The sequence below is a fragment of the Streptomyces agglomeratus genome (genome assembly GCF_001746415.1).
Taxonomy (GTDB): domain Bacteria; phylum Actinomycetota; class Actinomycetes; order Streptomycetales; family Streptomycetaceae; genus Streptomyces; species Streptomyces agglomeratus.
In genome coordinates this window covers 5,908,814-5,932,877 of sequence record NZ_MEHJ01000001.1, presented here as the reverse complement: position 1 = coordinate 5,932,877, position 24,064 = coordinate 5,908,814, and the positions used below count along the sequence as shown (strand labels likewise).

17 protein-coding genes are annotated in these 24,064 nt (G+C 70.5%); 10 read left to right on the top strand and 7 right to left on the bottom strand.

What is annotated here, in order from left to right; genetic code table 11:
• Positions 1 to 126 precede the first annotated feature (126 nt).
• The 3 genes from coaE to rpsA all read right to left on the bottom strand — a co-directional run bounded on the left by coaE (position 127) and on the right by rpsA (position 3,420).
• On the bottom strand, positions 127 to 735 hold the full coding sequence (gene coaE, locus AS594_RS25845; protein WP_069935420.1) for a dephospho-CoA kinase: 609 nt from the start codon (positions 733 to 735) through the stop codon (positions 127 to 129).
• 33 nt (positions 736 to 768) lie between these two features.
• Positions 769 to 1,650, bottom strand: a complete 882-nt coding sequence (locus tag AS594_RS25840; RefSeq protein WP_420877901.1) for a PAC2 family protein — start codon at positions 1,648 to 1,650, stop codon at positions 769 to 771.
• A 255-nt stretch (positions 1,651 to 1,905) separates the two neighbouring features.
• A complete protein-coding gene (gene rpsA, locus AS594_RS25835; protein WP_028813944.1) occupies positions 1,906 to 3,420 on the bottom strand; it encodes a 30S ribosomal protein S1 in 1,515 nt (504 codons plus the stop codon).
• A 361-nt stretch (positions 3,421 to 3,781) separates the two neighbouring features.
• On the opposite strand from rpsA, the gene AS594_RS25830 reads away from it, so the two are divergent.
• A complete protein-coding gene (locus AS594_RS25830; RefSeq protein ID WP_069935419.1) occupies positions 3,782 to 4,666 on the top strand; it encodes a class I SAM-dependent methyltransferase in 885 nt (294 codons plus the stop codon).
• A gap of 4 nt (positions 4,667 to 4,670) precedes the next feature.
• Positions 4,671 to 7,316 (top strand): ATP-dependent helicase HrpB, encoded by a 2,646-nt coding sequence (gene hrpB, locus AS594_RS25825; RefSeq protein ID WP_069935418.1) that lies wholly within the window; start codon positions 4,671 to 4,673, stop codon positions 7,314 to 7,316.
• Positions 7,317 to 7,421: 105 nt separating this feature from the next.
• On the opposite strand, the gene pgfA is transcribed toward hrpB, so the two are convergent.
• The 3 genes from pgfA to AS594_RS25815 all read right to left on the bottom strand — a co-directional run bounded on the left by pgfA (position 7,422) and on the right by AS594_RS25815 (position 10,582).
• Complete coding sequence (pgfA, locus tag AS594_RS25820) at positions 7,422 to 8,417, bottom strand: cell envelope lipid trafficking protein PgfA (RefSeq protein ID WP_069935417.1); 996 nt, start codon at positions 8,415 to 8,417, stop codon at positions 7,422 to 7,424.
• Positions 8,418 to 8,430: 13 nt separating this feature from the next.
• Positions 8,431 to 8,568, bottom strand: coding sequence for an SPW_0924 family protein (locus AS594_RS43075; RefSeq protein ID WP_107357885.1), 138 nt, complete (start codon positions 8,566 to 8,568; stop codon positions 8,431 to 8,433).
• Positions 8,569 to 8,755: 187 nt separating this feature from the next.
• Positions 8,756 to 10,582 (bottom strand): lytic transglycosylase domain-containing protein, encoded by a 1,827-nt coding sequence (locus AS594_RS25815; protein WP_069935416.1) that lies wholly within the window; start codon positions 10,580 to 10,582, stop codon positions 8,756 to 8,758.
• 188 nt (positions 10,583 to 10,770) lie between these two features.
• Between AS594_RS25815 and AS594_RS25810 the strand changes: the two genes are divergently transcribed.
• On the top strand, positions 10,771 to 11,760 hold the full coding sequence (locus tag AS594_RS25810; RefSeq protein ID WP_069935415.1) for a DUF4184 family protein: 990 nt from the start codon (positions 10,771 to 10,773) through the stop codon (positions 11,758 to 11,760).
• Positions 11,761 to 11,789: 29 nt separating this feature from the next.
• On the opposite strand, the gene polA is transcribed toward AS594_RS25810, so the two are convergent.
• Positions 11,790 to 14,504, bottom strand: coding sequence for a DNA polymerase I (gene polA / locus AS594_RS25805; protein WP_079148752.1), 2,715 nt, complete (start codon positions 14,502 to 14,504; stop codon positions 11,790 to 11,792).
• Positions 14,505 to 14,620: 116 nt separating this feature from the next.
• Here polA and AS594_RS25800 point away from each other — a divergent pair, with 116 nt between their 5' ends.
• The 7 genes from AS594_RS25800 to AS594_RS25770 all read left to right on the top strand — a co-directional run bounded on the left by AS594_RS25800 (position 14,621) and on the right by AS594_RS25770 (position 24,063).
• Positions 14,621 to 16,900, top strand: a complete 2,280-nt coding sequence (locus tag AS594_RS25800) for an FdhF/YdeP family oxidoreductase (protein ID WP_069935413.1) — start codon at positions 14,621 to 14,623, stop codon at positions 16,898 to 16,900.
• 50 nt (positions 16,901 to 16,950) lie between these two features.
• Complete coding sequence (locus AS594_RS25795; protein WP_069929249.1) at positions 16,951 to 17,418, top strand: PaaI family thioesterase; 468 nt, start codon at positions 16,951 to 16,953, stop codon at positions 17,416 to 17,418.
• Positions 17,419 to 18,089: 671 nt separating this feature from the next.
• Positions 18,090 to 18,986, top strand: coding sequence for a trypsin-like serine protease (locus tag AS594_RS25790; RefSeq protein WP_079148751.1), 897 nt, complete (start codon positions 18,090 to 18,092; stop codon positions 18,984 to 18,986).
• A gap of 199 nt (positions 18,987 to 19,185) precedes the next feature.
• A complete protein-coding gene (locus AS594_RS46285; protein ID WP_240509091.1) occupies positions 19,186 to 19,446 on the top strand; it encodes a hypothetical protein in 261 nt (86 codons plus the stop codon).
• Between the two features lie 579 nt (positions 19,447 to 20,025).
• The gene (locus AS594_RS25780) at positions 20,026 to 21,258 is read left to right on the top strand and encodes a branched-chain amino acid ABC transporter substrate-binding protein (protein ID WP_069929247.1); all 1,233 of its coding nucleotides are present in this window, start codon (positions 20,026 to 20,028) and stop codon (positions 21,256 to 21,258) included.
• A gap of 133 nt (positions 21,259 to 21,391) precedes the next feature.
• Positions 21,392 to 22,324, top strand: a complete 933-nt coding sequence (locus AS594_RS25775; protein ID WP_069929246.1) for a branched-chain amino acid ABC transporter permease — start codon at positions 21,392 to 21,394, stop codon at positions 22,322 to 22,324.
• Between the two features lie 5 nt (positions 22,325 to 22,329).
• Complete coding sequence (locus tag AS594_RS25770) at positions 22,330 to 24,063, top strand: branched-chain amino acid ABC transporter permease (protein WP_069929245.1); 1,734 nt, start codon at positions 22,330 to 22,332, stop codon at positions 24,061 to 24,063.
• Position 24,064 lies beyond the last annotated feature (1 nt).

Genomic DNA, 24,064 nt, shown 5'->3' with positions numbered 1-24,064 from the left:
TTCCGCTCGCCTCATTCTTTCCAACAGCCCCGGCACCATGCCGTATTCCGGGGAAACCTTGGGCGACGCCCGGAGCGCCGGACGTCGCCCACGGCCCCTGGACCGCCGCGACCGCCCGCCGGTTCGCTACCGCCCGGACCTGCCGGCCCGCTCCGTGAGTTCCGCCCAGACCTTGCGCACCTGCGGCTCAAGGGCCTCCAGCGGGCCGTCGTTGTCGATCACCAGATCCGCGATCGCCAGCCGCTGCTCCCGGCTCGCCTGCGCGGCCATCCTGGCGCGCGCCTCGTCCTCGGTCATGCCGCGCAGCCGCACCAGCCGGTCCAGCTGGGTGCCCGGTGACGCGTCCACCACGACCACCAGGTCGTACAGGGGCGCGAGTCCGTTCTCGGCGAGCAGGGGTACGTCGTGGATGACGACGGCGTCCGTTCCGGCCCCGCCCTCCAGCTCCGCCGACCGCGCGCCCACCAGCGGGTGGACGATCGCGTTCAGCACCGCGAGACGGGAGGCGTCCGCGAAGACGATCGAGCCGAGCTTCGGGCGGTCAAGGGTCCCGTCCGCCGTGAGGATGTCGTCCCCGAACGCCTCGACGACGGCCGCGAGCCCCGGAGTTCCGGGCTCGACGACCTCCCTCGCGATCTTGTCGGCGTCGATCAGTACGGCTCCGTACGAGACGAGCAGCCGCGACACTTCGCTCTTGCCGGCACCGATTCCGCCGGTCAGGCCCACTTTCAGCATGCGCGGAAGCCTAGACGAGGGGCCTGGAGGGGCCTAGACGTCGCCCTCCCGCTCCGCGAGAAAGCGTTCGAATTCGAGGCCGATCTCGTCGGCCGACGGCAGATCGACGGGTTCGGCGACCAGGTTGCCCCGCGTCACCGCTCCCGCCACCGCGTCGTACTGGTGCTCCAGGCCCTGTACGAGCGAGACGAGCTCCTCGTCGCCCTCCCCCACCTGCCGGTCGATCTCGTCCTGGGTGCGCCTGGCCTCCGTACGCAGCGAATGCGCGACGGCCGGCAGCACCAGTCCGGTCGCCGCCGTGATCGCCTCCAGGGCCGTCAGCGCGGCGTCGGGGTACGACGAACGCGCGACGTAGTGCGGCACGTGCGCCGCGACGCCGAGGACGTCGTGCCCCGATTCCTCCAGGCGGAACTCGATGAGCGACTCCGCGCTGCCGGGCACCTGCGCCTCGTCGAACGGGCTGCGGTGACCGGGCATGAGGTCGGTGCGGTTGCCGTGCGGGGTGAGGCCGACGGGGCGGGTGTGCGGGACGCCCATCGGGATGCCGTGGAAGTTCACCGAGAGGCGCACACCGAGCCGCTCGACGATCTGCTGTACGGCGAGGGCGAACCGTTCCCACTCCACGTCCGGCTCGGGTCCCGAGAGCAGCAGGAAGGGCGCTCCGGTCGCGTCCTGGACGAGCCGGACGTCGATCTCGGGTGCCTCGTACTCGGCCCACCTGTCGCGCCGGAACGTCAGGAGGGGGCGGCGGGCGCGGTAGTCCACCAGCCTGTCGTGGTCGAAACGGGCCACGACCTGGTGGGGCAGTGTGTCCAGCAGCTTCCCGACGATCTGCTCGCCGGCCTCACCCGCGTCGATGTACCCGTCGAAGTGATAGAGCATGACCAGTCCGGCCGATTCCTGCGCAAGCGCCATGTCGACGACGGCGAGGCCCTTCGGCTCCCACTCATACAAATCCTGCGGATCAAGCACGATTACCGCTCCTCCTCGTGTTCGTACGGAAGAACGTGTCGTGGTGCGTGGGCATTCCCGCGCCGCGCCCCTTCTCGGGCGGCCTTCGCGGCCGTTCCCCGGAAGCGTTCCGGAGCGGACATGAGTAAGGCCCGCTCCCCCATGGGGAGCGGGCCTTACTTTCAGGCTTTCAGCCAGTTACCGACCAGGACCGGAGCGTCAGCTCTGGCCGCCCGCCAGCTTCTCGCGGAGCGCCGCCAGGGCCTCGTCCGACGCCAGGGCGCCGGAGTTGTCCGCCGACTCCGAGGAGTAGGAGCCGCCACCGCTGCCGCCGGAGGCAGCCGGGGCGCCGGCGGCCGGGGCAGCAGCACCCTCGGCAGCGGCGGCCTCGTCGGCCTCGCGGGACTTGATGACCTGGGCCTGGTGCTGCTCGAAGCGCTGCTGCGCCTCGGCGTACTGCGTCTCCCAGGCCTCACGCTGCGTCTCGAAGCCCTCGAGCCAGTCGTTGGTCTCGGGGTCGAAGCCCTCGGGGTAGATGTAGTTGCCCTGGTCGTCGTACGACGCGGCCATGCCGTAGAGGGTCGGGTCGAACTCGACCGAGGCCGGGTCGGAGCCGAACGACTCGTTGGCCTGCTTCAGCGAGAGGCTGATGCGGCGACGCTCGAGGTCGATGTCGATGACCTTGACGAAGATCTCGTCGTTGACCTGGACGACCTGCTCCGGGATCTCCACGTGGCGCTCGGCCAGCTCGGAGATGTGGACCAGACCCTCGATGCCCTCGTCGACGCGCACGAACGCACCGAACGGAACGAGCTTCGTGACCTTACCGGGAACAACCTGCCCGATCTGGTGCGTACGGGCGAACTGCTGCCACGGGTCTTCCTGCGTCGCCTTGAGCGACAGCGAGACGCGCTCGCGGTCCATGTCGACGTCGAGGACCTCGACGGTGACTTCCTGGCCGACCTCGACAACCTCGGAGGGGTGGTCGATGTGCTTCCAGGAGAGCTCAGAGACGTGCACGAGACCGTCGACGCCACCCAGGTCCACGAACGCACCGAAGTTGACGATCGAGGAAACGACGCCGGAGCGGACCTGGCCCTTCTGGAGGGTCGTGAGGAAGGTCTGACGGACCTCGCTCTGGGTCTGCTCGAGCCAGGCACGGCGGGACAGGACCACGTTGTTGCGGTTCTTGTCCAGCTCGATGATCTTGGCCTCGAGCTCCTTGCCCACGTAGGGCTGGAGGTCGCGGACACGCCGCATCTCGACGAGGGAGGCCGGCAGGAAGCCACGGAGGCCGATGTCGAGGATGAGACCACCCTTGACGACCTCGATGACGGTGCCGGTGACGATCCCGTCCTCTTCCTTGATCTTCTCGATCGTGCCCCAGGCGCGCTCGTACTGTGCGCGCTTCTTGGACAGGATGAGGCGACCTTCCTTGTCCTCCTTCTGGAGAACAAGGGCTTCGATCTCGTCGCCGACCTTGACGACCTCATTGGGGTCGACGTCGTGCTTGATCGAAAGCTCGCGGGAGGGGATGACGCCTTCGGTCTTGTAACCGATGTCGAGCAGGACCTCGTCCCGGTCGACCTTCACGATGACGCCGTCGACGATGTCGCCGTCGTTGAAGTACTTGATCGTCTCGTCGATCGCGGCGAGGAAGGCTTCCTCGTTACCGATGTCGTTGACCGCTACCTGCGGGGTGGTGGAAGCGGTGGTCTCGGTGCTGCTCGTCATGTGGGTAAGGGCTCCGGTACGGACAGTAAGTCGTAGGTACTGCTACGCCGGGAGCCCGTATCGGCACCTGCTGACGCCGGGCAGCCTAGGAGGCGCGATTCCGGACAACGGAAACGCCTCGACAACCGAGGGGACATACAACCGGTGCAAGCGCAGCCTGCTCTGTCTGAGGTGCGCAGGCTCGCAGCGCAACTTGTAGCATACGGGGGCAGCCGGGCAGGGTCAATGCGCGAAGGCGCACACCCGGGGCGGAACGCCCCATACCCGGCACAATCAATGTTTGGCGAGGCCACAACGGCCGCACCGCACTCCGCAGCTACAGGTTCGAGCGGAGCCTATGCAGACGAGACAGACGGGCGCAATGAGCCAGAGCGAATACACCAGCGGCCCCGAAGACGCCTTCGAGGCACTCGACACCTACGTCCCGGAGGACGGGTCCGGCGGGGACGAGGGCGAGGCGACCCGGCGCGAGGCCGGCGAGGCGGAGAGCAGCCGGGCGAGCCGGGGCTGGTGGGACCGGAACGCGGATGAGTACCAGAGCGAGCACGGAGCGTTCCTGGGTGACGACCGTTTCGTGTGGGGCCCGGAGGGGCTCGACGAGGCGGAGGCCCGCCTGCTCGGTCCGGCGGAGTCCCTGAAGGGACTCGACGTTCTGGAGATCGGCGCGGGCGCCGCGCAGTGCTCACGCTGGCTCGCCGCACAGGGCGCCCGCCCGGTGGCCCTGGACCTCTCCCACCGACAGCTCCAGCACGCCCTGCGGATCGGCGGCGGTGATCCGGGCGTGGCCCTGGTGCAGGCGGACGCCGGAACGCTGCCGTTCCGGGACGCGTCCTTCAACCTCGCGTGCTCGGCGTACGGGGCCGTCCCCTTCGTCGCCGATCCGGTGGAGGTCTTCCGCGAGGTACGGCGTGTCCTGCGGCCCGGCGGGCGGTGGGTCTTCTCCGTCACGCATCCCGTCCGGTGGGCCTTCCCCGACGAGCCCGGCCCCGAGGGCCTGTCCGTCGCCGCCTCCTACTTCGACCGCACCCCGTACGTCGAGCAGGACGAGCGCGGGAACGCGGTCTACGTGGAGCACCACAGAACGATCGGCGACCGGGTACGCGACGTGGTGGCGGGCGGCTTTCGTCTGGTCGACCTCGTCGAGCCGGAATGGCCCTCCTGGAACACGCAGGAGTGGGGCGGCTGGTCCCCGTTGCGCGGGAATCTGATCCCGGGAACGGCGATTTTCGTCTGCGTACGAGACTAGGGGCGTGATCCGCACCGACGCCCTCGGGCAGCTTCCCGTACGCACCGCAGTGCCCGCCCTGGAACGTGCCCTGGACGCGCACGGGACAGCGGTGCTGTGCGCGCCGCCGGGGACGGGCAAGACGACGCTCGTTCCGCTGGTGCTGGCCGGGCTGCTCGACACGGGGCGGCCCGTACGGAGGGTCGTCGTGGCGGAGCCGCGCCGGATCGCCGCCCGCGCCGCCGCACGGCGCATGGCGTGGCTCCTGGGCGAGAGCACCGGGGGGCGCGTGGGCTTCACCGTGCGCGGGGAGCGCGTGGTGGGGCGCGACACGGTGGTGGAGGTCGTGACCACCGGTGTGCTCCTCCAGCGCCTCCAGCGGGACCAGGAGCTCGGCGGGGTCGATGTGGTCGTCCTGGACGAGTGTCATGAGCGGCATCTGGACGCGGACACCGTCGCCGCCTTCCTCCTCGACGTACGGGCCACCCTGCGCCCGGAGCTGCGGCTCCTCGCCGCGTCGGCCACGACGGACGCGCAGGGCTGGGCGCGGCTGCTGGGCGGTGCGCCCGTGGTGGAGGCCGAGGGTGTCTCATACCCCGTCGAGGCCGTCTGGGCGCCGCCGGCCCGTCCGGTGCGGCCACCGCACGGCATGCGGGTCGATCCGGCGCTGCTGACGCATGTGGCGGCGGTGGTGCGCAGAGCTCTCGCCGAGCGGGAGGGAGATGTGCTGTGCTTCCTGCCCGGCGTGGGCGAGATCGCTCGGGTGGCGGGACAGCTGTCGGGGGTGGGCGCCGAGGTGCTCCAGGTGCACGGCCGGGCACCGGCCGCCGTGCAGGACGCGGTACTGGCCGGCTCCGCCGGCACGCGCAGGGTCGTGCTGGCGACCTCGGTGGCCGAGTCGAGTCTGACCGTGCCTGGTGTACGGGTCGTGGTGGACGCCGGGCTGGCGCGTGAGCCCCGTACGGACCACGCGCGGGGACTGAGCGCGCTCACGACCGTGCGGGCCTCGCAGGCGGCTTCACGGCAGCGCGCGGGGCGGGCCGGCCGGGAGGCTCCCGGCACCGTGTACCGGTGCTGGGACCAGGCCGACGACGTACGGCTGCCGCGTTTCCCCTCACCCGAGATCAAGGTCGCGGACCTGACGGCGTTCGCCCTCCAGGCGGCGTGCTGGGGCGACCCCGACGCGAGCGGTCTGGCGCTGCTGGATCCGCCGCCCGGCGGCGCGATGGCGGCGGCCCGTACGGTCCTGGCCGCGATCGGGGCCGTCGACGATGCGGGCCGGGCCACCAACAGGGGCGTACGGATGGCCCGGCTCGGCCTGCATCCCCGGCTCGCGCGGGCGCTTGTGGACGGCGCGCGGGAGGTCGGCGTACGGCGTGCGGCGGAGGTCGTCGCGCTGCTCAGCGAGGAACCCCCGAGGGAGTACGGCGACGACCTGGCCGGGGCCTGGCGGGCGGCCCGGCGCGGGAACGACGGGTACGGGGCCCGCTGGCGCCAGGAGGCGAGGCGGCTGGCTTCGGCTGCGGGCGGCCCGGTCACGGAGCCGCGGGGCGGCCGGACCGCCGTCCGCGCCGCCGGGACCGCCCACGAGGCAGCCGTGCACGCGCCGGTCGCACACGCGGGTACCGCCGCGGTCAGGAGCGAGGGACCGGCCGCGAACGGCGCCGGCGGCGGTGAAGCCGGTGCGGCAGGCGGCGACGACGCCGTCGCCGGCCTCGTGGCCGCCCTGGCGTTTCCCGAGCGGGTCGCCAGGGCGCGGGGCGAAGGGGCCTTCCTCATGGCGTCCGGGACCGGGGCCGAGCTCGGCGACGGGTCGCGGCTGCGCAGTGCGCCGTGGCTGGCGGTCGCCGTCGCCGACCGCCCCGTGCACGCCGCCTCCGCGCGGGTGCGCCTCGCGGCCGTCATCGACGAGGACACCGCGAAGCTGGCCGCCGAGCACCTGCTGGTGTCCTGCGAGGAGGTGCGCTGGGAGGACGGGGACGTCGTGGCGCGGCACGTGCGGCGCCTCGGTGCGGTGGAGCTGACCGTACGGGCGCTCAAGAAGCCGGACATGGAACGTGTACGGGAAGCGCTGCTCGACGGACTGCGGCGCGAGGGTCTCGGGCTGCTGCGCTGGACGCGCGACGCCCAGGCCCTGCGGGAGCGCCTCGCGTTCCTGCACAGGGTGCTCGGTGCGCCGTGGCCGGACGTGTCCGACGCGGCGCTGACGGAGCGCGCCAACGAGTGGCTGGAGCCGGAGCTGTCCCGGGCGCGCCGCAGGGCCGACCTCGGCCGGATCGAGGCGGGCCAGGCGCTGAACCGGCTGCTGCCGTGGGCGACCGGCGACGCCGCGCGCCTGGACGAGCTGGCTCCGGAGCGGATCGCGGTGCCGAGCGGGTCGCGTGTGCGGGTGGAGTACGGCGGGGAGCAGCCCGTACTGGCGGTGAAGCTCCAGGAGATGTTCGGGCTGGCCGAGACGCCGCGCGTGGCCGGAGTGCCGGTGCTGGTGCACCTGCTGTCCCCGGCGGGGCGTCCCGCGGCGGTCACCGCCGATCTGGCGTCCTTCTGGCGGGACGGGTACCGCGCGGTGCGGACGGAGCTGCGGGGCCGCTATCCGAAGCACCCGTGGCCGGAGGACCCGGCGGCAGCCGTCCCGACGAAGTACACCAAGGCGCGTCTCGGACGCGGCTGAACGCAGGGGCGGTCCGGACGCGGCTGAACGCAGAGTGCGGTTCGCGCGCGGCTGAACGCAGGGGCTTCTCGGGCGCGGCTGAACGCAGTTGGCGGTTCGCTGCGTTCAGACGCCGACCGGCTCGGGCCGGAGGGCTTCTCCGCCAGCCGGGTCCCTCGGCCCGCGACCGCGCGCCTCCAGGTAGAGGGCGAGCGCCAACAGGGCCGCTCCGAGGAACAGGAAGCCCCACGGGAGGTACGACGTGAGCATGAGCACCGCGACGCGGTTCGCGCTGACCAGCTCCACGGTGGAATCGATGTAGTCCTCGCGCATCTTCACGTGACCGGCGAAAGCGGTGACCTTGTCACGGCCGCCCAGCAGGCTGCCGCCGCGCAGCTCTTCCCGGTGGATCTCCTCGCCGTTCACGGGAGCGCCCGTAACGGGGTCGACCCAGAACATCCGCTTCGTCGTGTACCAGCGCGTCGTACCGGTCTGTTCCTCCAGCTTCGTCGCGTCGATCCCCGGCATCGGCATCTTCTTCGGGTACCTGACCTTGGTCCAGGGGATGGTCTGCTCGAAGTAGTAGACGTCCATTCCGCGGAACGTCCGTTCGCCCTTGTAGTGGATCGGCGCGGAAGTGCGGGTCTGGGCGTCGAAGTACGCGTAGTCGCGCTTCTCGGTGAGGAAGGGCCACTTGAACTCGATGCCCTCACGCCTGACCCGGTCCCCGTCGACCATCTCTCCGGTGGCGTGCACGGGGGCCTGGGTGTGCGCGTCGAAGATGTAGCGCTCGGGTATGGCCGAGACCATTTTGCCGTCGGGGCCCTGGACGTACGAGAGCGAGTCCCAGACGACCACGTCGCGCCCGGCGCTCCGCTCGATCTTCTCGGATTCCTCGACGTTGCCCTTGAGGGTCTGGACGATGGTGACCTTCTCGACCTTCTTCGCCTTCATGGAGCCGTACTCGAGGAGCGTCGCGGGCTTCGCCTCCAGCACCATCTCCTGGTACTGACCGGCCGGGATCTTGGCGAGGCGGGGGAAGGCGTACCAGCGCAGCAGCGGGGACAGGGCGGCGAAGAAGACCGCGAAGGCGAGCAGGACGAGGCTGGCTTTGCGGCGCACGACGGGAGCCCCTCTACTTCTTCGGCCCGGGAACGGTCGTCAGCAGGGGCTTGGGCGACGTCTCCCCCGGCGGGCTGCCGACGGCCGTGACCGTGAGGACGAGCGCGAGGGCGGCGGCCAGCCCGACAACGGCGGCGACGAGAGCACGCATGCTCGGCCTCCAGGGATCTGATACGGCGTCAGACGAATCGGCGGGGGCACCGTAGCAACGCGGCCGTGAGATGAGAACACGTCGTACCGATACGCGGCTGCACATGCGGCCGCACATGCCGCTGCCCCGCCCGGAACGCGTTCGGTTCCGGGCGGGGCAGCGGCGGCGGATCGGGGAGGAGCGGTGGTCAGGTGGTGGGGGTGGGGGTGGGGGACGAGGGTGCCGGCGTGGACGGGTCGGTCGTCGGTGCGGTGGTGGCCGCGGTGACGGTCAGTGCGATCGTGAGGACCACGCCGTCGGCTGTCGTCAGACGCAGCTTGTACGTTCCCGCGTTGCCGTCCGTGCGGATCACGGGCAGCTTCAGAAGGCCGTTGGCGTCGGTCTTGAGAGCGGTCAGCGTACGGACCGGCTCGCCGTCGGCGTCCTTGAAGTACGGGCCCTTGTCGTTGGGGACGGGATGGTCGGCGTCGTCCGTGACCATCGTGGCGGTCACGCCGACACCTGCCGCCGCGTTGCCCTTGTACGTCGCCTTGATCTCGACCGTGTCGGAGAAGGCGGCGCCGGTCTCGGCCTTGAGCTCCTTGTCGGTGGTGCGGGCCAGGGCGTCGGAGCGCGGCGCGGGCGCCGGTTCGGCCTTGACCGTACCGGCGAAGGCGACGGCGGGGGCCGTGGCGCCGAGCGCCTTGGCGTGGACCACGAACCGGCCGGGGCGGTCGCCCGCGCTGAGCACCGGGGCGGTCGCGATGCCGTCGAAACCGGTGGTGACGACGATGCGGGTCTCACTGTCCGCGAAACGCGCACCCGTGTCGCCGACGATCTGGAACTGGACCTTGGCGCCCGGGACCACCTTGCCCGCGGAGGTCTTGGCCCGTACCCGCAGCCGCTCGGTGAACTTCTCCCCCTCGGTGGCGCTCACGCTCTGGCTGCCGAGCCGTTCCAGAGTGGCGACAGGCGCCTGGGCCGGGGGACGCGGGGACGGTGGCGTGGTGGGCGGAGGCGTGGTGACCGGGGGCGTGGTGGGCGGCTTGACCGGCGGCGTCTTCGGGGGCTTGGTGGCGCCGCCGCCCGGCTTGCCACTGCCGGGCCTGTCCGGCTTCGCAGGCGGTGTCGTCGGACCCCGGGTACCGGGACGGCCGTTGCCGTTGCCGGTGCCGTTGGTGCCGCCGTTCCCGTTTCCGGCACCGCCGACGTGGCTGTCGGGTACGCCGCTGCCCGGCAGGACTCCTGTGCCGTCCGGCACCTCATGGTTGTCGCGCCGGTAGTAGTCGAACCACGACATGACCGTACGCAGGTACTCCCGCGAGCGGTTGTAGCCGAGGATCGCCTGGTCGAGGTCGCCCTGGGCGGAGAGGTCGCGGTCGTGGGCGCAGAGGTAGCGTCCGGCGGCGAGCGCGGCGTCGTAGATGTTGTTCGGGTTCTTCCGGCCGTCGGCGTTGCCGTCCTGGCCCCAGGTCGCCCAGGTGGAGGGGATGAACTGCATCGGGCCGACCGCGCGGTCGTGCGTCGGGTCACCGTCGTACGCGCCGTTGTCGGTGTCGGAGATGTTGGCGAAGCCGACCCCGTTGAGCTGCGGGCCGAGGATCGGCGTCAGCGTCGTGCCACTGGCGTCGACCCGGCCGCCGCGCGCCTGGCCCGACTCGACCTTGCCGATGGCGGCCAGCAGTTGCCAGGGGAGGCGGCAGCCGGGCTGGGTGTCCCTGATGTTCTCTTCCGCCCGCTTGTACGCGGCGAGGACCGTGGCGGGTATGCCCGCTTCGGCCGGGCCGGTCACCACGGGGAGATCGATCGAAGTGCCCGGCTTGTTGGGTGTGTTCAGCGGCGGAAGGTCCGTGAAGTACGGCGAGTTGCCCGTCACCGGCGTGCCGGGCGGTTCGGTCGCCTCCGCTGCTCTCTCGTCGGCGCGCAGGGACGTACTGCCCGGTGCCTCGGAGGCGGAGAGCGCTGCCACTACGAGCGCTGCCACCGTGGTGGCTGTAGCACCCTTGCGCAGCCTGCGACCGAATTGCGCTGCCATATCGTCTGGCCCCTCCCGTCAACGGCTGACCGCGCTCCCCAGCGCGAGACTCAGGCGACACTACGACAACTCCGGGCGGCGTGACACCGGCCGCTGTCGTCTTATTGCCGGTTGTTCACGGAAATTCAACTCGGAACCACGGGCGGCATACTGATCGTCATTGAACAGAAGCGGTCCGAGGGGGATTTTTGCCGTTCACACTGAGCCATGCGGCAGCGGTGCTGCCGGGCATTCGACGCGACGGTACCGGACGCGGGCCGTTGCTCGCGTCGGCGCTCGTCGCAGGGTCGTTCGCGCCCGACATGACCTACTTCGCGGCCACCGCCGCACCGGCAGCGATGAGCTTCGGGGACGTCACGCACTCCCTGCCGGGCCTGGTCACGGTCGATGTGCTCATCACGGCGGCGCTCGTGGGTCTGTGGCTGCTGATGCGCGAACCTCTGGTGGCGCTCGTGCCGCGGCGCCGGCAGGCCCGCTTCCACGGCTTCGTACGGGGCGAGGACTGGAGCGGTACGCAACTGCCGGCCCTGGCCTGGAGGTTCTTCCTCTCGGCCGCCATCGGCAGCTGCACGCACGTCTTCTGGGACAGCTTCACGCATCTCGACCGGTGGGGCATGAAGGTGCTCCCGGTGCTCAGCGAGATCGTCGCGGGCTTCCCGATGTACCTGTACGCGCAGTACGGCGGCTCGGCGGTGGCCCTCGTGGTGATCGTGTGGTTCACCGTGTCGGCGCTGCGGCGCCGTCCGGACGGGCCCGCCCCCGTTTGCGTACCGCTGCTGGACGCGCGCGGCAGGTGGGCGGCCTGGGGGCTGCTCGCGCTGTGCGTACTCGCCGGTGTCGTACACCGGTGCGTCCGCTGGTACGCCGCGCAGACCGTGCCACTGAAGCCGCTCGACTTCGTCCCGACCGCGTGCTTCGGCGCCGGGGCCGGGCTCGCGGTAGGGCTTGTCCTGTACGCCCTGGCGGTGCGGCTGTGGCCGCGCCGCGCCGAGCACCGGGACTCCGCCGCCACGGCCGACGACCTCCGGTCGCCGGCCGGCCGCCCTCAGTCCCCGGACGGCAGTGGCCCTCGGCCACCGGACGGCAGTGGTCCTCAAGCACCGGACGGCACCACCCGGCCGCCGGACGGGCGCGGCCTGCCCGTACGGGCGGGACAGCGCGGCCGGTCCGGCGGCTGAGGACGCCCCCCCGGGAGCGGGCGCGGGGATCAGTGGGCGGCGGACTCCCAGTCCGTCCCCACACCCACCGACACATCGAGCGGGGCGCGCAGGCTGACGGCACCGGCCATCTCGCGGCGGACGATCTCCTCCACCTGCTCGCGCTCCCCCGGGGCCAGTTCGAGGACGATTTCGTCGTGCACCTGGAGCAGCATCCGGGTCTTCAGACCGGCCTGCGTAAGAGCCCGGTCGACGTTCAGCATGGCGACCTTCACGATGTCGGCGGCCGTGCCCTGGATCGGGGCGTTCAGCGCCATCCGCTCGGCTGCCTCGCGGCGCTGCCGGTTGTCGCTGTTGAGGTCCGGGAGGTAGCGGCGGCGGCCGAGCATCGTCGCCGTGTACCCGGTGGCGCGGGCCTCGTCGACGGCGCGGCGCAGGTAGTCGCGGACCCCGCCGAACCGCTCGAAGTACGTGTCCATCAGGACCCGGGCCTCACCCGCGTCGATGTTCAGCTGCTGCGACAGGCCGAAGGCGGACAGGCCGTACGCCAGCCCGTACGACATGGCCTTGATCTTGCGCCGCATCTCCGCGTCGACCGCGGACCGCTCCACGCCGAAGACCTGGGAGGCGACGGTGGTGTGCAGGTCCTCGCCCGAGGTGAACGCCTCGATGAGGCCCTCGTCCTCCGACAGGTGCGCCATCACGCGCAGCTCGATCTGGCTGTAGTCCGCCGTCATCAGCGACTCGAAGCCCTCGCCGACGACGAAACCGCGCCGGATGGCCCGGCCCTCGTCCGTACGCACCGGCACGTTCTGGAGGTTCGGATCGGTGGAGGAGAGCCGGCCGGTGGCCGCGACCGTCTGGCTGAAGGTGGTGTGGATCCGCCCGTCGCCGGCGATCGTCTTGATCAGCCCCTCGACCGTGGACCGCAGGCGGGCCTGCTCACGGTGGCGCAGCATGATCACCGGCAGTTCGTGCTCGGTCTGCGCGGCCAGCCAGGCCAGCGCGTCCGCGTCCGTGGTGTAACCGGTCTTGGTCTTCTTCGTCTTGGGGAGGTTCAGCTCACCGAAGAAGACCTCCTGGAGCTGCTTGGGCGAGCCGAGGTTGAACTCGTGCCCCACCGACGCGTGCGCCTCCTTCACGGCCTGCTGCACCGCGCCGGCGAACTGCTGCTCCATCGCCTCCAGATGGGCGCGGTCGGCCGAGATGCCGTACCGCTCCAGCCGGGCCAGCAGCACGGACGTGGGCAGCTCCACCTCGTGCAGCAGCTCGGTCGCGCCCACCTCCTGGAGCCTCACACCGAACGCGTCGCCGAGGTCGAGGACCGCGCGGGCCTGCGCCATCAGGGCGTCGGCCTCGGCCTGCTCGTCCTCCTCGGAGCCGAAGGAGAGCTGGCCGTCGGCGGCGGCCGGAGCCAGCTCGCGGTGGAGGTACTCGACCGACAGGGCGTCCAGTGCGAAGGAACGGCGGCCGGGCTTGACGAGGTAGGCGGCGAGGGCGGTGTCCATCGTGATGCCCTCGATGCGCCAGCCGTGCTCGGGGAAGACCCGCAGCGCGTCCTTGGCGTTGTGCATGACCTTCGGCCGGGCCGGGTCGGCGAGCCAGGCGGCGAAGGCCCGCTCGTCGGACTCGTCGAGCTGGGTCGTGTCGAACCACGCCGCCTTGCCGTCGGCGGCCGCCAGCGCGACCTCGCTGACATTGCCGACGCCCAGGGCCCAGGTCGCCACGGTGGAGACGCCGAGCGGCTGCCCGCCGTGCTGCTCCAGCCAGGCCGCCAGCTCGCCGGCGCCCAGCACCGTGCCGTCCAGCTGTACGCCGACGTCCGGCGCGGGAGCCTCTTCCTCCTCCGCGCCCGGGTCGACGGCGAGCAGCCGCTCCCGCAGGCTCGGGTTGCGGATCTCCAGGACCTCCAGGAACCCCTTCAGCGCGGCCCGGTCGTACGGCGCGCGCTCCAGGTCGGCCACGGTCTTGGGCAGCTCCACGTCCCGCACGAGCTCGGTGAGGTGGCGGTTGAGCTTGACCGACTCCAGGTGGTCGCGCAGGGCCTGCCCGACCTTGCCCTTGATCTCGTCGGCGCGCTCGACCAGCTCCGAGAACGAGCCGAACTGGTTGATCCACTTCGTGGCGGTCTTCTCACCGACGCCCGGGATGCCCGGCAGGTTGTCCGACGGGTCGCCGCGCAGTGCGGCGAAGTCGGGGTACTGCGAAGGGGTCAGCCCGTATTTCTCCGCGACCTTCTGGGGGGTGAACCGGGTCAGCTCGGAGACGCCCTTGGTCGGGTAGAGCACGGTGACGTGGTCGGAGACCAGCTGGAAGGAGTCCCGGTCGCCGGTGACGATCAGCACGTCGAAGCCGGCCGCCTCGGCCTGGGTGGCGAGGGTCGCGATGACGTCGTCGGCCTCGAAGCCGTCCACCGCGAAACGCTCCGCGTTCATGGTGTCCAGCAGCTCGCCGATCAGCTCGACCTGCCCCTTGAACTCGTCGGGGGTCTTCGAGCGGTTCGCCTTGTACTCCGGGAAGTCGGCCGAGCGCCACGTCTTGCGCGACACGTCGAAGGCCACCGCGAAATGCGTGGGCGCCTCGTCGCGCAGCGTGTTCGCCAGCATCGACGCGAAGCCGTAGATGGCATTCGTCGGCTGGCCGCTCGCGGTGGTGAAATTCTCCGCGGGCAGCGCGAAGAACGCTCGGTACGCCAGGGAGTGCCCGTCCATGAGGAGCAGGCGGGGACGGTTTTCTGCGGTCTTCTTCGATGCTGTCTCTGACACGCACCCGATCCTAGGCCGCACCACTGACAATGCGGGCCCGTGCCCTCGCACTGTCGGCGCAGCGTGACAGGATCGGAGATGTACGTAACAGAACCGCACGCTCAAAGGGGAGCGCCATGGCTGCCAAGCCGCCCGCAGGTGACCCGGTCCAGGACGCGCCGCAGGTCGCGGCCCCCCAGCACGCCGCGGCAGGGCTCCCCGCCATCGGGCACACGCTGAAGATGGCCCAACAGCAGATGGGCGTGCGCCGCACCGCGCAGACGCTCCTCAAGGTCAACCAGAAGGACGGCTTCGACTGTCCCGGCTGCGCCTGGCCCGAGGAGGACAAGCGGCACAAAGCGGAATTCTGCGAGAACGGCGCGAAGGCCGTCGCCGAGGAGGCGACGCTGCGCCGCGTCAGCCCCGACTTCTTCGCCGCTCACCCCGTCGCCGACCTCGCCACCCGCAGCGGGTACTGGCTCGGCCAGCAGGGCCGCATCACCCAGCCGATGTACCTGGCGGAGGGCGCGGAGCGGTACGACGCGGTGACCTGGGAGCGGGCGTTCGAGATCATCGCGGAGGAGCTCAAGGCGCTCGGTTCCCCCGACGAGGCCGTCTTCTACACCTCGGGCCGCACCAGCAACGAGGCGGCGTTCCTGCTCCAGCTCTTCGCCCGCGAGTTCGGCACGAACAACCTGCCGGACTGCTCCAACATGTGCCACGAATCGTCGGGCTCGGCCCTGGTGGAGACCATCGGCATCGGCAAGGGAAGCGTCTCCCTCGAAGACCTGCACCGGGCCGACCTGATCATCGTCGCGGGACAGAACCCGGGCACCAACCACCCGCGGATGCTCACCGCCCTGGAGAAGGCCAAGGCCGCCGGAGCGAAGATCATCTCAGTGAACCCGCTGCCCGAAGCCGGACTCGAACGCTTCAAGAACCCGCAGACCCCCCAGGGCATGATCAAGGGCGCCGCCCTCACCGACCTCTTCCTCCAGATCCGCCTCGGCGGCGACCAGGCCCTCTTCCGGCTGCTGAACAGGCTGATCGTGGAGACCGAAGGCGCCGTCGACGAAGCGTTCGTACGGGAACACACCCACGGGTACGAGGACTTCGCCGCGGCGGCGCGCGACGCCGACTGGGACGAGACCCTCGCCGCGACCGGCCTGGAGCGCGCGAAGATCGAGCAGGCGCTCGCCATGGTCCTGGCCTCGAAGCGCACGATCGTCTGCTGGGCCATGGGCCTGACCCAGCACAAGCACGCGGTGCCGACCATCCGCGAAGTCGTCAACTTCCTGCTGCTGCGCGGCAACATCGGCCGCCCCGGCGCCGGCGTGTGCCCCGTGCGCGGCCACTCCAACGTGCAGGGCGACCGCACCATGGGCACCTTCGAGCGCCCCGCCCCCGCCTTCCTCGACGCCCTCGACAAGGAATTCGGGATCACCTCTCCCCGCCACCATGGATTCGACGTCGTACGGTCCATCCAGGCGCTGCGCGACGGCGAGGCCAAGGTCTTCTTCGCCATGGGCGGCAACTTCGTCGGCGCGACCCCCGACACGGACGTCACGGAAGCCGCGATGCGCCGGGCCCGGCTGACCGTTCACGTGTCGACGAAGCTGAACCGCTCGCACGCCGTCACCGGCGCCCGCGCGCTGATCCTGCCCACCCTCGGGCGCACCGACAAGGACGTACAGGCGGGAGGCAAGCAGTTCGTCACCGTCGAGGACTCCATGGGCATGGTGCACGCCTCGCGCGGCAACCTCGCCCCCGCGAGCCCGCACCTGCTGTCCGAGCCGGCGATCGTCGCCCGGCTGGCGCGGGCGGTCCTGGGCCCCGCGTCGCGCACACCCTGGGAAGAGTTCGAGAAGGACTACGGCACGATCCGCGACCGCATCTCCCGCGTCGTCCCCGGCTTCGAGGACTTCAACGCGCGCGTCGCCCGCCCCGGCGGCTTCACCCTCCCGCACGGTCCGCGCGACGAGCGCCGCTTCAACACCCCGACCGGCAAGGCCAACTTCACCGCGGCGCCCGTCGAGTATCCCCGGCTCCCCGAGGGCCGGCTCCTGCTTCAGACGCTGCGCTCGCACGACCAGTACAACACCACGATCTACGGCCTCGACGACCGCTACCGGGGCATCAGGGGCGGCCGCCGCGTCGTCCTCGTCAACCCGGACGACGCCCGCGAACTGGGCCTCGCCGACGGCGCGTACACCGACCTCGTGAGCGAGTGGAAGGACGGCGTCGAGCGGCGTGCGCCCGGCTTCCGCGTGGTGCACTACCCGACCGCGCGCGGCTGCGCCGCCGCGTACTACCCGGAGACCAACGTCCTGGTCCCCCTCGACGCCACCGCGGACACCAGCAACACCCCCGCGAGCAAGTCCGTCGTCGTACGTCTGGAACAATCACCAACCGCCTAAGCGTTCGCTTAAGGACGATGGATGCCGTACGACGATCGGAGCCGGGCCCCATGGGCGAGCAGACCGCAGGTGTGAAGTTCCCGCAAGAGGTCATCGACGAGTACGCCCAACTGGGCGTCGACCTGCCCGCACTCTTCTCCGCAGGGGATCTCGGCACCCGCATGGGAGTGCGGATCGTCGAAGCCGCCGCGGAGCGCGTCGTCGGCACCATGCCCGTGGAGGGCAACACCCAGCCGTACGGGCTCCTGCACGGCGGCGCCTCCGCCGTCCTGGCCGAGACCCTCGGCTCCATCGGCTCGATGCTGCACGGCGGCGCCTCCAAGATCGCCGTCGGCGTGGACCTCAACTGCACCCACCACCGGGGCGCCCGCAGCGGCCTGGTGACGGGCGTGGCCACCCCCGTCCACCGCGGGCGCTCCACCGCGACGTACGAGATCGTCATCACCGACGAGCAGGACAAGCGGGTCTGCACAGCCCGCCTCACCTGCCTGCTGCGCAACGCCAACGGCGTCGCCTGACCCGACCTGTCGCACCGTGAGCCCCGGCCGGACCGCGCGCGTCCGGCCGGGCCGTGGTGACGGAGCGTGCGGACTCGCCGCCGATATCGCCACCAAACTCCTCCGGCGCCCCTCCCCCGCGACGCGCCGGCGCAGTCGTAGCGCCCGCTTCATCCCGCATTCGTCACCCCCCAAGGCCCGTCCGCGGCACGCCCCGGATGTCCGGTTACGAGCATCCCGCCACGCCTCGAAATCGCGCTTGCGGGCGGCTTTCCCGTCACCACTCCCTGTTCGATATACGTACCCGCTGTCCGCGAGAACGCCCGTCGCCGACGCGGCACCGACGCGCGCCGATCCGTCACCGCGCCACGAGGCGGGCCGTGAACCAACGCCGTGGCCGGACGGCCAGAGCCATCACGCACCGTGACCACGCCCGGCCCGCCCGAGGGCCGGTGACCACACGGGCGAACCGCGCGGACACCCTCCGACCGCCGGCGCGGACGGCCCGGCGCCCCGCGCCCCAGCCGCTCTCGCCGGGGCGCGACCGCACCGCCGGCCGCCTCGCCCTCGGACATCGGCACCGTCAAGTGACGCCGCGGCGAAGCCACTTGCTCCGCAGATCGTCAACCGGTTCACTGTCGCCCACCCCCACAGGAGAACACCGCCCGTCCCGTCACACACAAGGGGTTCTCTTGACCGCAGTACGCATCACCGCAGCACGCGCTGCCACGGTCGCCACGGCCACCGCCGGGGCCTGCGCGCTCGTACTGGCGGCGGCCCTGCCGTCCTCCGCGATCAACTCGTACAACGCGACGCCCGCACCCGAGCGAACCGAAGTCGGGGCGCTCGTCGCCACTTGGGACGCCGACGCGAACCCCGCCACCCCGGACCGCGTCGACTGGGTCTGCTCCGGCACCATGGTCGACGCCGACACCTTCCTCACGGCCGCGCACTGCACCACCGACTGGCCCGACAACGCAAAGTTCTACGTCTCCCTCGACCAGGACGTGCAGGCCGGACTCGACAAGGCCGCCGCCGAGCACCCCTTTGACCCGGCGGCCGTGGCCCGCGCCGTGGCGATCCCGGGGACGGCGCACAACCACCCCGCGTACCCGGGCCCGGCCTCCGACAACCACGACATCTCCGTCGTCGAACTGCCCGCCGCCCAGGTCAAGGCCCGCTGGACCTTCAGCCCCGCCACGCTCCCGAAGGCCGGCGCCCTCGACGCCCTCGGCCCGCAGGGTCTGAACGACACGGACTTCACCGTCGCCGGTTACGGCACACGGGAAGCAGAACGCGGACCCGGCGGCCACACCCACCCCGGCGGCGGCGTACGCATGAAGGCCCCCGTCACGTACAACGCGCTCAACGACGCCTGGCTGCGCCTGTCCATGACCGCCCCCCAGGGCAACGGCGGTGCGTGCTACGGCGATTCGGGCGGCCCGAACTTCGCGACGATCGGCGGCAGGCGCACCCTGGTCGCCACCACCATCACCGGCGACACCCCCTGCTACGCGACCAACGTCACCTACCGGCTCGACACGCCGGGAGCCCGCGCCTTCCTCGCTCCCTTCACCAAGCTTCCGTAAGGCACACGCACGGCCTGTTGTGTCACAGATCGTGACGGCCTAGCGTTTCCGCATGGGGACGAGACCTCACGCGCGGGGCAGGTACGCCGCCTGCGCCCTCATGGCCGCCATGACCGTCGGCGTCGCGGGCTGCTCGGCCTCCCGTACGGCCGGGCGGCCCGCGACGCCGAGCCCCGCTGCGTCCACGACAGCGCCCCACGTGACATGCACGAAGCTGGTGTCCTACTGGGCCGGAGAAGCGCTCAAGGGGAGCAAGTGGGCCGGCCTCGACTGGGAACAGAAGGGGCTGTCGAACGAGCAGTACGCCATCCACGAGGAGGTCGTCGCGGCAGGCCGCGCGGAGGCCGCCCGGCGGGGGCGTGCAGCGGGCCTGCGCTTGACCGACCAGCTGGCCGAAAAGGAATGCAGGGCGGCGAACGGCGCGACCGGCAGCTCGGAGAACTGGCGCCCGCCCCGCTGAGCCGCGCCGCCGCACCGGCCTCCCCCTCCCCGGCGCCTGGGCCTCCGAGCCGCCCTTCCTCAAGCCGCGGGACCACCAACTCCCGTTCACAGCAGGCTAGTTGCGCTGCGGGCGATCGCGGCATCAACCGCAGGTCAGCGAGGTGGAGGCGCCACTCGACGAGGGAGCGCGCCTCCTCGGCGTAACACTCCGTAACAGCGACGCGGTCGAAATCAGGGGCCTCGCGCTCAGCACCGCCCACCCCTGTCCCGGCGACAGCGTTTCGGCCACCCTCGGAAGCGGACGGCAAGATCGCTTCAAGCGCTGCTGCGGAACTGGGGATTCTCACTATGTGGGCATTCTTGTTGGTGAACTTTCAACCCATCTGTCCACACTGCCCCACCCAGCATTGGCCTTGGCATAACAAGAGCGTCACATCCTGACTTCACACCTCCACGACCCCTCCACCTCCGCCTAGAGTCACGGCCAGTCACCGCGCCGCCGGGCGCGTCTGCTGCACGGCCCCTGTATCGACCAGTACGGCCCGGCGATCGTCACGGCACCTCAGCAGAGGAGGCCGCGCCAGGGAAAGGACCTTTCGTGCGACACCGTTCTTTGCTCATACTCACCACAGCGCTCACGACCGGAGCGCTGACGCTCACCGCCTGTGGGTCGCGCGACGACGCCAAGGGCGGCGACGACAGCAGCAAGAAGACCACCGTCGTCATCGGTGTCGACGTCCCGCTGACCGGTTCGCTGTCCGCGCTCGGCCAGGGCATCAAGAACTCGGTGGACCTCGCGGCCAAGACCGCGAACAAGAACAACGAGGTCCCGGGCATCGAATTCAAGATCGAAGCCCTCGACGACCAGGCTGTTCCTGCCTCCGGCCAGGCCAACGCCACCAAACTCGTAGGCAACAAGGACGTCATCGGTGTCGTCGGCCCGCTGAACTCCGGCGTCGCCCAGTCGATGCAGAGCGTCTTCGAGAAGGCCAGCCTCGTCCAGGTCTCCCCGGCCAACACCAACCCGGCGCTCAGCCAGGGTGACAACTGGGGCAAGGGTGAGCTGAAGCGTCCGTTCAAGACGTACTTCCGCACCGCCGCCACGGACGTCGTCCAGGGCAAGTTCGCCGCGCAGTACCTCTACAACGACGCCAAGAAGCGCAAGGTCTACGTCGTCGACGACAAGCAGACCTACGGCGCCGGCCTCGCCGCGATCTTCTCCGCCGAATTCAAGCGGCTCGGCGGCAAGGTCGTCGGCACCGACCACGTCACGGTGAAGGAGACCGACTTCTCCAGCACCGCCGACAAGGTCAAGGCGTCGAAGGCCGACTCCGTCTACTTCGGTGGCCAGTACCCCGAGGGCGGCCTGCTCTCCGACCAGATCAAGAAGACCGGCGCCAAGATCCCCACCATGGGTGGCGACGGCATCTACGACCCCGCGTTCATCAGCGCCTCCGGCGTGGCGAACGACGGTGACTTCGCGACCTCGATCGGCTACCCGGTCGAGAAGCTCCCGACGGCGAAGAAGTTCATCGCCGACTACGAGGCAGTGAAGTACGACGACCCGTACGCGGCCTACGGCGGCTACTCGTACGACGCCGGCTGGGCCGTGGTCCAGGCCGTCAAGGCCGTCGTCGCGGAGAACGACGGCAAGCTGCCCGAGGACGCCCGCGCCAAGGTCGTCGAGGCCATGTCGAAGGTCTCCTTCGACGGTGTGACCGGCAAGGTCGCCTTCGACCAGTACGGCGACACCACGAACAAGCAGCTCACCGTCTACAAGGTCGAGGGCAAGGTCTGGAAGGACGTCAAGTCCGCCACCTTCAAGGACTGATCCACCACGGTCCCCGTTCGACCCGCACCACCTGCCTGACCCGCTTCACCCGATCCATCTGATCGAACCGCGCGAGGGCGCAACAGCGCCCTCGCGCGGTGTCATATCCGACAAGCTCATCGGAGGCCCTGCGGTGCACGAACTGCCGCAACAGCTGGCCAACGGCCTTGCACTCGGCGCCCTTTATGGCTTGATAGCCATCGGGTACACCATGGTGTACGGCATCGTCCAGCTCATCAACTTCGCCCACGGCGAGATCTTCATGATCGGGGGCTTCGGCGCCCTCACCGCGTACCTCGTGCTCCCCAGCGGGACAACGCTCCTCGTGGCCATCCCGGTCATGATCATCGGTGGCGCCCTCGCCTCTGTCGGCGTAGCGACCGCAGCGGAACGCTTCGCCTACCGCCCCCTGCGCGGCGCCCCCAGGCTCGCTCCGCTCATCACCGCAATCGGCCTCTCGATCGTTCTCCAGCAGCTCATCTGGGGCTTCTACCCCGATGCGAAGAAGCCGCGCAGCTTCCCGGAGTTCCAGGGCGAGTCGTTCAAGATCTTCGACAACCTCTACCTCCAGCGCGCCGACGCCTTCGTCCTCGTCCTCGCCCCCCTGTGCATGCTCGCCCTCGGCCTCTTCGTGGCCAAGAGCCGCAGCGGCCGCGCCATGCAGGCCACCGCACAGGACCCCGACACGGCGAAGCTGATGGGCATCAACACCGACCGCATCATCGTCATGGCCTTCGCCATCGGTGCCGCGTTCGCCGCCGTCGGAGCCGTCGCGTACGGCCTCGACAAGGGCCAGATCAACTTCGAAATGGGCTTCATCCTCGGACTCAAGGCCTTCACCGCCGCCGTCCTGGGCGGCATCGGCAACATCTACGGAGCCATGGTCGGCGGAGTCGTCCTCGGTCTCGCGGAAGCCCTGTCGATCGCCTACATCGAAGAGATACCCGGGATGCAGCAGCTCGGCGGTGGCGCTTGGGCCAACGTCTGGGCATTCGTACTTCTCATCGTCGTGCTTCTCGTCAGGCCACAGGGCCTGCTCGGCGAGCGCGTCGCGGATCGGGCGTGAGAGCCATGACAACCGACACCACGACAGTCAAGACGGCGACCGCCGACACCGGCGCCCGCGCCGACCTCTTCCGCTGGATCATCGCCGCGGGCGGCCTCGCCACCGTCGCCAGCACCTTCATGTCCTGGACCTACACCGACGAGTTCCCCGGCGACCTCACGGTCTACGGATACCCCGGCGGTCTCCAGGTCCTCACCCTCGTCGCGGGCCTCCTCACCACCCTGTACGCCCTTGCCGCACAGGACTTCAAGGGCCTGCGCTGGCTCGCGCCCACCGGCACGACCAAAGCCCTGCGCCTCTTCGCGCTCGGCGCGTTCGGCACCACCTGGTTCACCGTCGTCGCCATCGCCGTCGAACTCGGCGGCGTGGTCAACCTCGAACCCGGCGGCTTCGTAGCGGCCGTGGCCTCCGCCATCCCCGTCGCCGCGGCGTTCCAGCTGCCCGACGACACCCGCAAGGCCCGGCGCCCCAAGGAACTGCCCTCCTGGGCCGAAATCCTGATCATCGTCGCCGCGTTCGCGATCGGCCTGTTCGTCGTCACCTACGGCATCGACACCGAGTACGCCGAACTGTTCACCGGCTACATGATCACCGCCGGCTTCGCCATCGCCGCGCTCTTCAAGGCCGGCCTCATGGCACGCCTGTCGGCGCTCACGGCCAAGTACCGCTCGATCGCCGTGGCAGCCGCCTTCGTCGCCGCAGCGGCCTTCCCCTTCACCCAGAACACCGACCAGTTCACGCTGATCGCGGTCAACATCCTCATCTTCGCGACCGTCGCACTCGGACTGAACATCGTCGTCGGCCTGGCCGGACTCCTCGACCTCGGATACGTCGCCTTCCTCGGCGTCGGCGCCTACACGGCCGCCCTCGTCTCAGGCACCACCGCATCCGCCTTCGACGTCCAGTTCCCCTTCTGGGCATCCGTCCTCACCGGCGGCGCCGTCTCCCTGGTCTTCGGCGTCGTCATCGGCGCCCCGACCCTGCGGCTGCGCGGCGACTACCTCGCCATCGTGACCCTCGGCTTCGGCGAGATCTTCCGCATCACCGTCGGCAACCTCGACGGCGTGTCCGGGCCGCAGGTCACCAACGGCCCCAACGGCGTACCGAACGTCCCCGACCTGAACTTCTTCGGATACGACTTCGGCGAGTCCCACACCATCGCCGGCTTCGAACTCGGGTCGTACGCCAACTACTACCTGCTGATGCTGCTCGCGATGATCCTCGTGATCCTCGTCTTCAGCCGCGCCGGCAGCTCCCGCATCGGCCGCGCCTGGGTCGCCATCCGCGAGGACGAGACCGCCGCCACCGCCATGGGCATCAACGGCTTCCGGGTCAAGCTCATCGCCTTCGCCCTGGGCGCCACCCTCGCCGGCCTGGCCGGCACCGTCCAGGCGCACGTCCAGAGCACCGTGGTCCCGGAGATGTACGTCTTCGCCGGCCCCGTACCGCCGAACTCCGCCTTCCTCCTCGCCGCCGTCATCCTCGGCGGCATGGGAACGATCAGCGGACCGCTCATCGGCGCCACGCTCCTCTACATGATCCCCGCCAAGCTGCAGTTCCTCCAGGACTACCAGCTGCTCGGCTTCGGCATCGCGCTGATCCTCCTCATGCGCTTCCGCCCCGAGGGCCTCATCGCCAACCGGCGCGCCCAGCTCGAGTACCACGAGACCGACCAACTCGACGTCCCGGAAAAGGGCCTGCCCGACACCGGCGTCGGCATCACGAAGGCGGGGGCGTGAA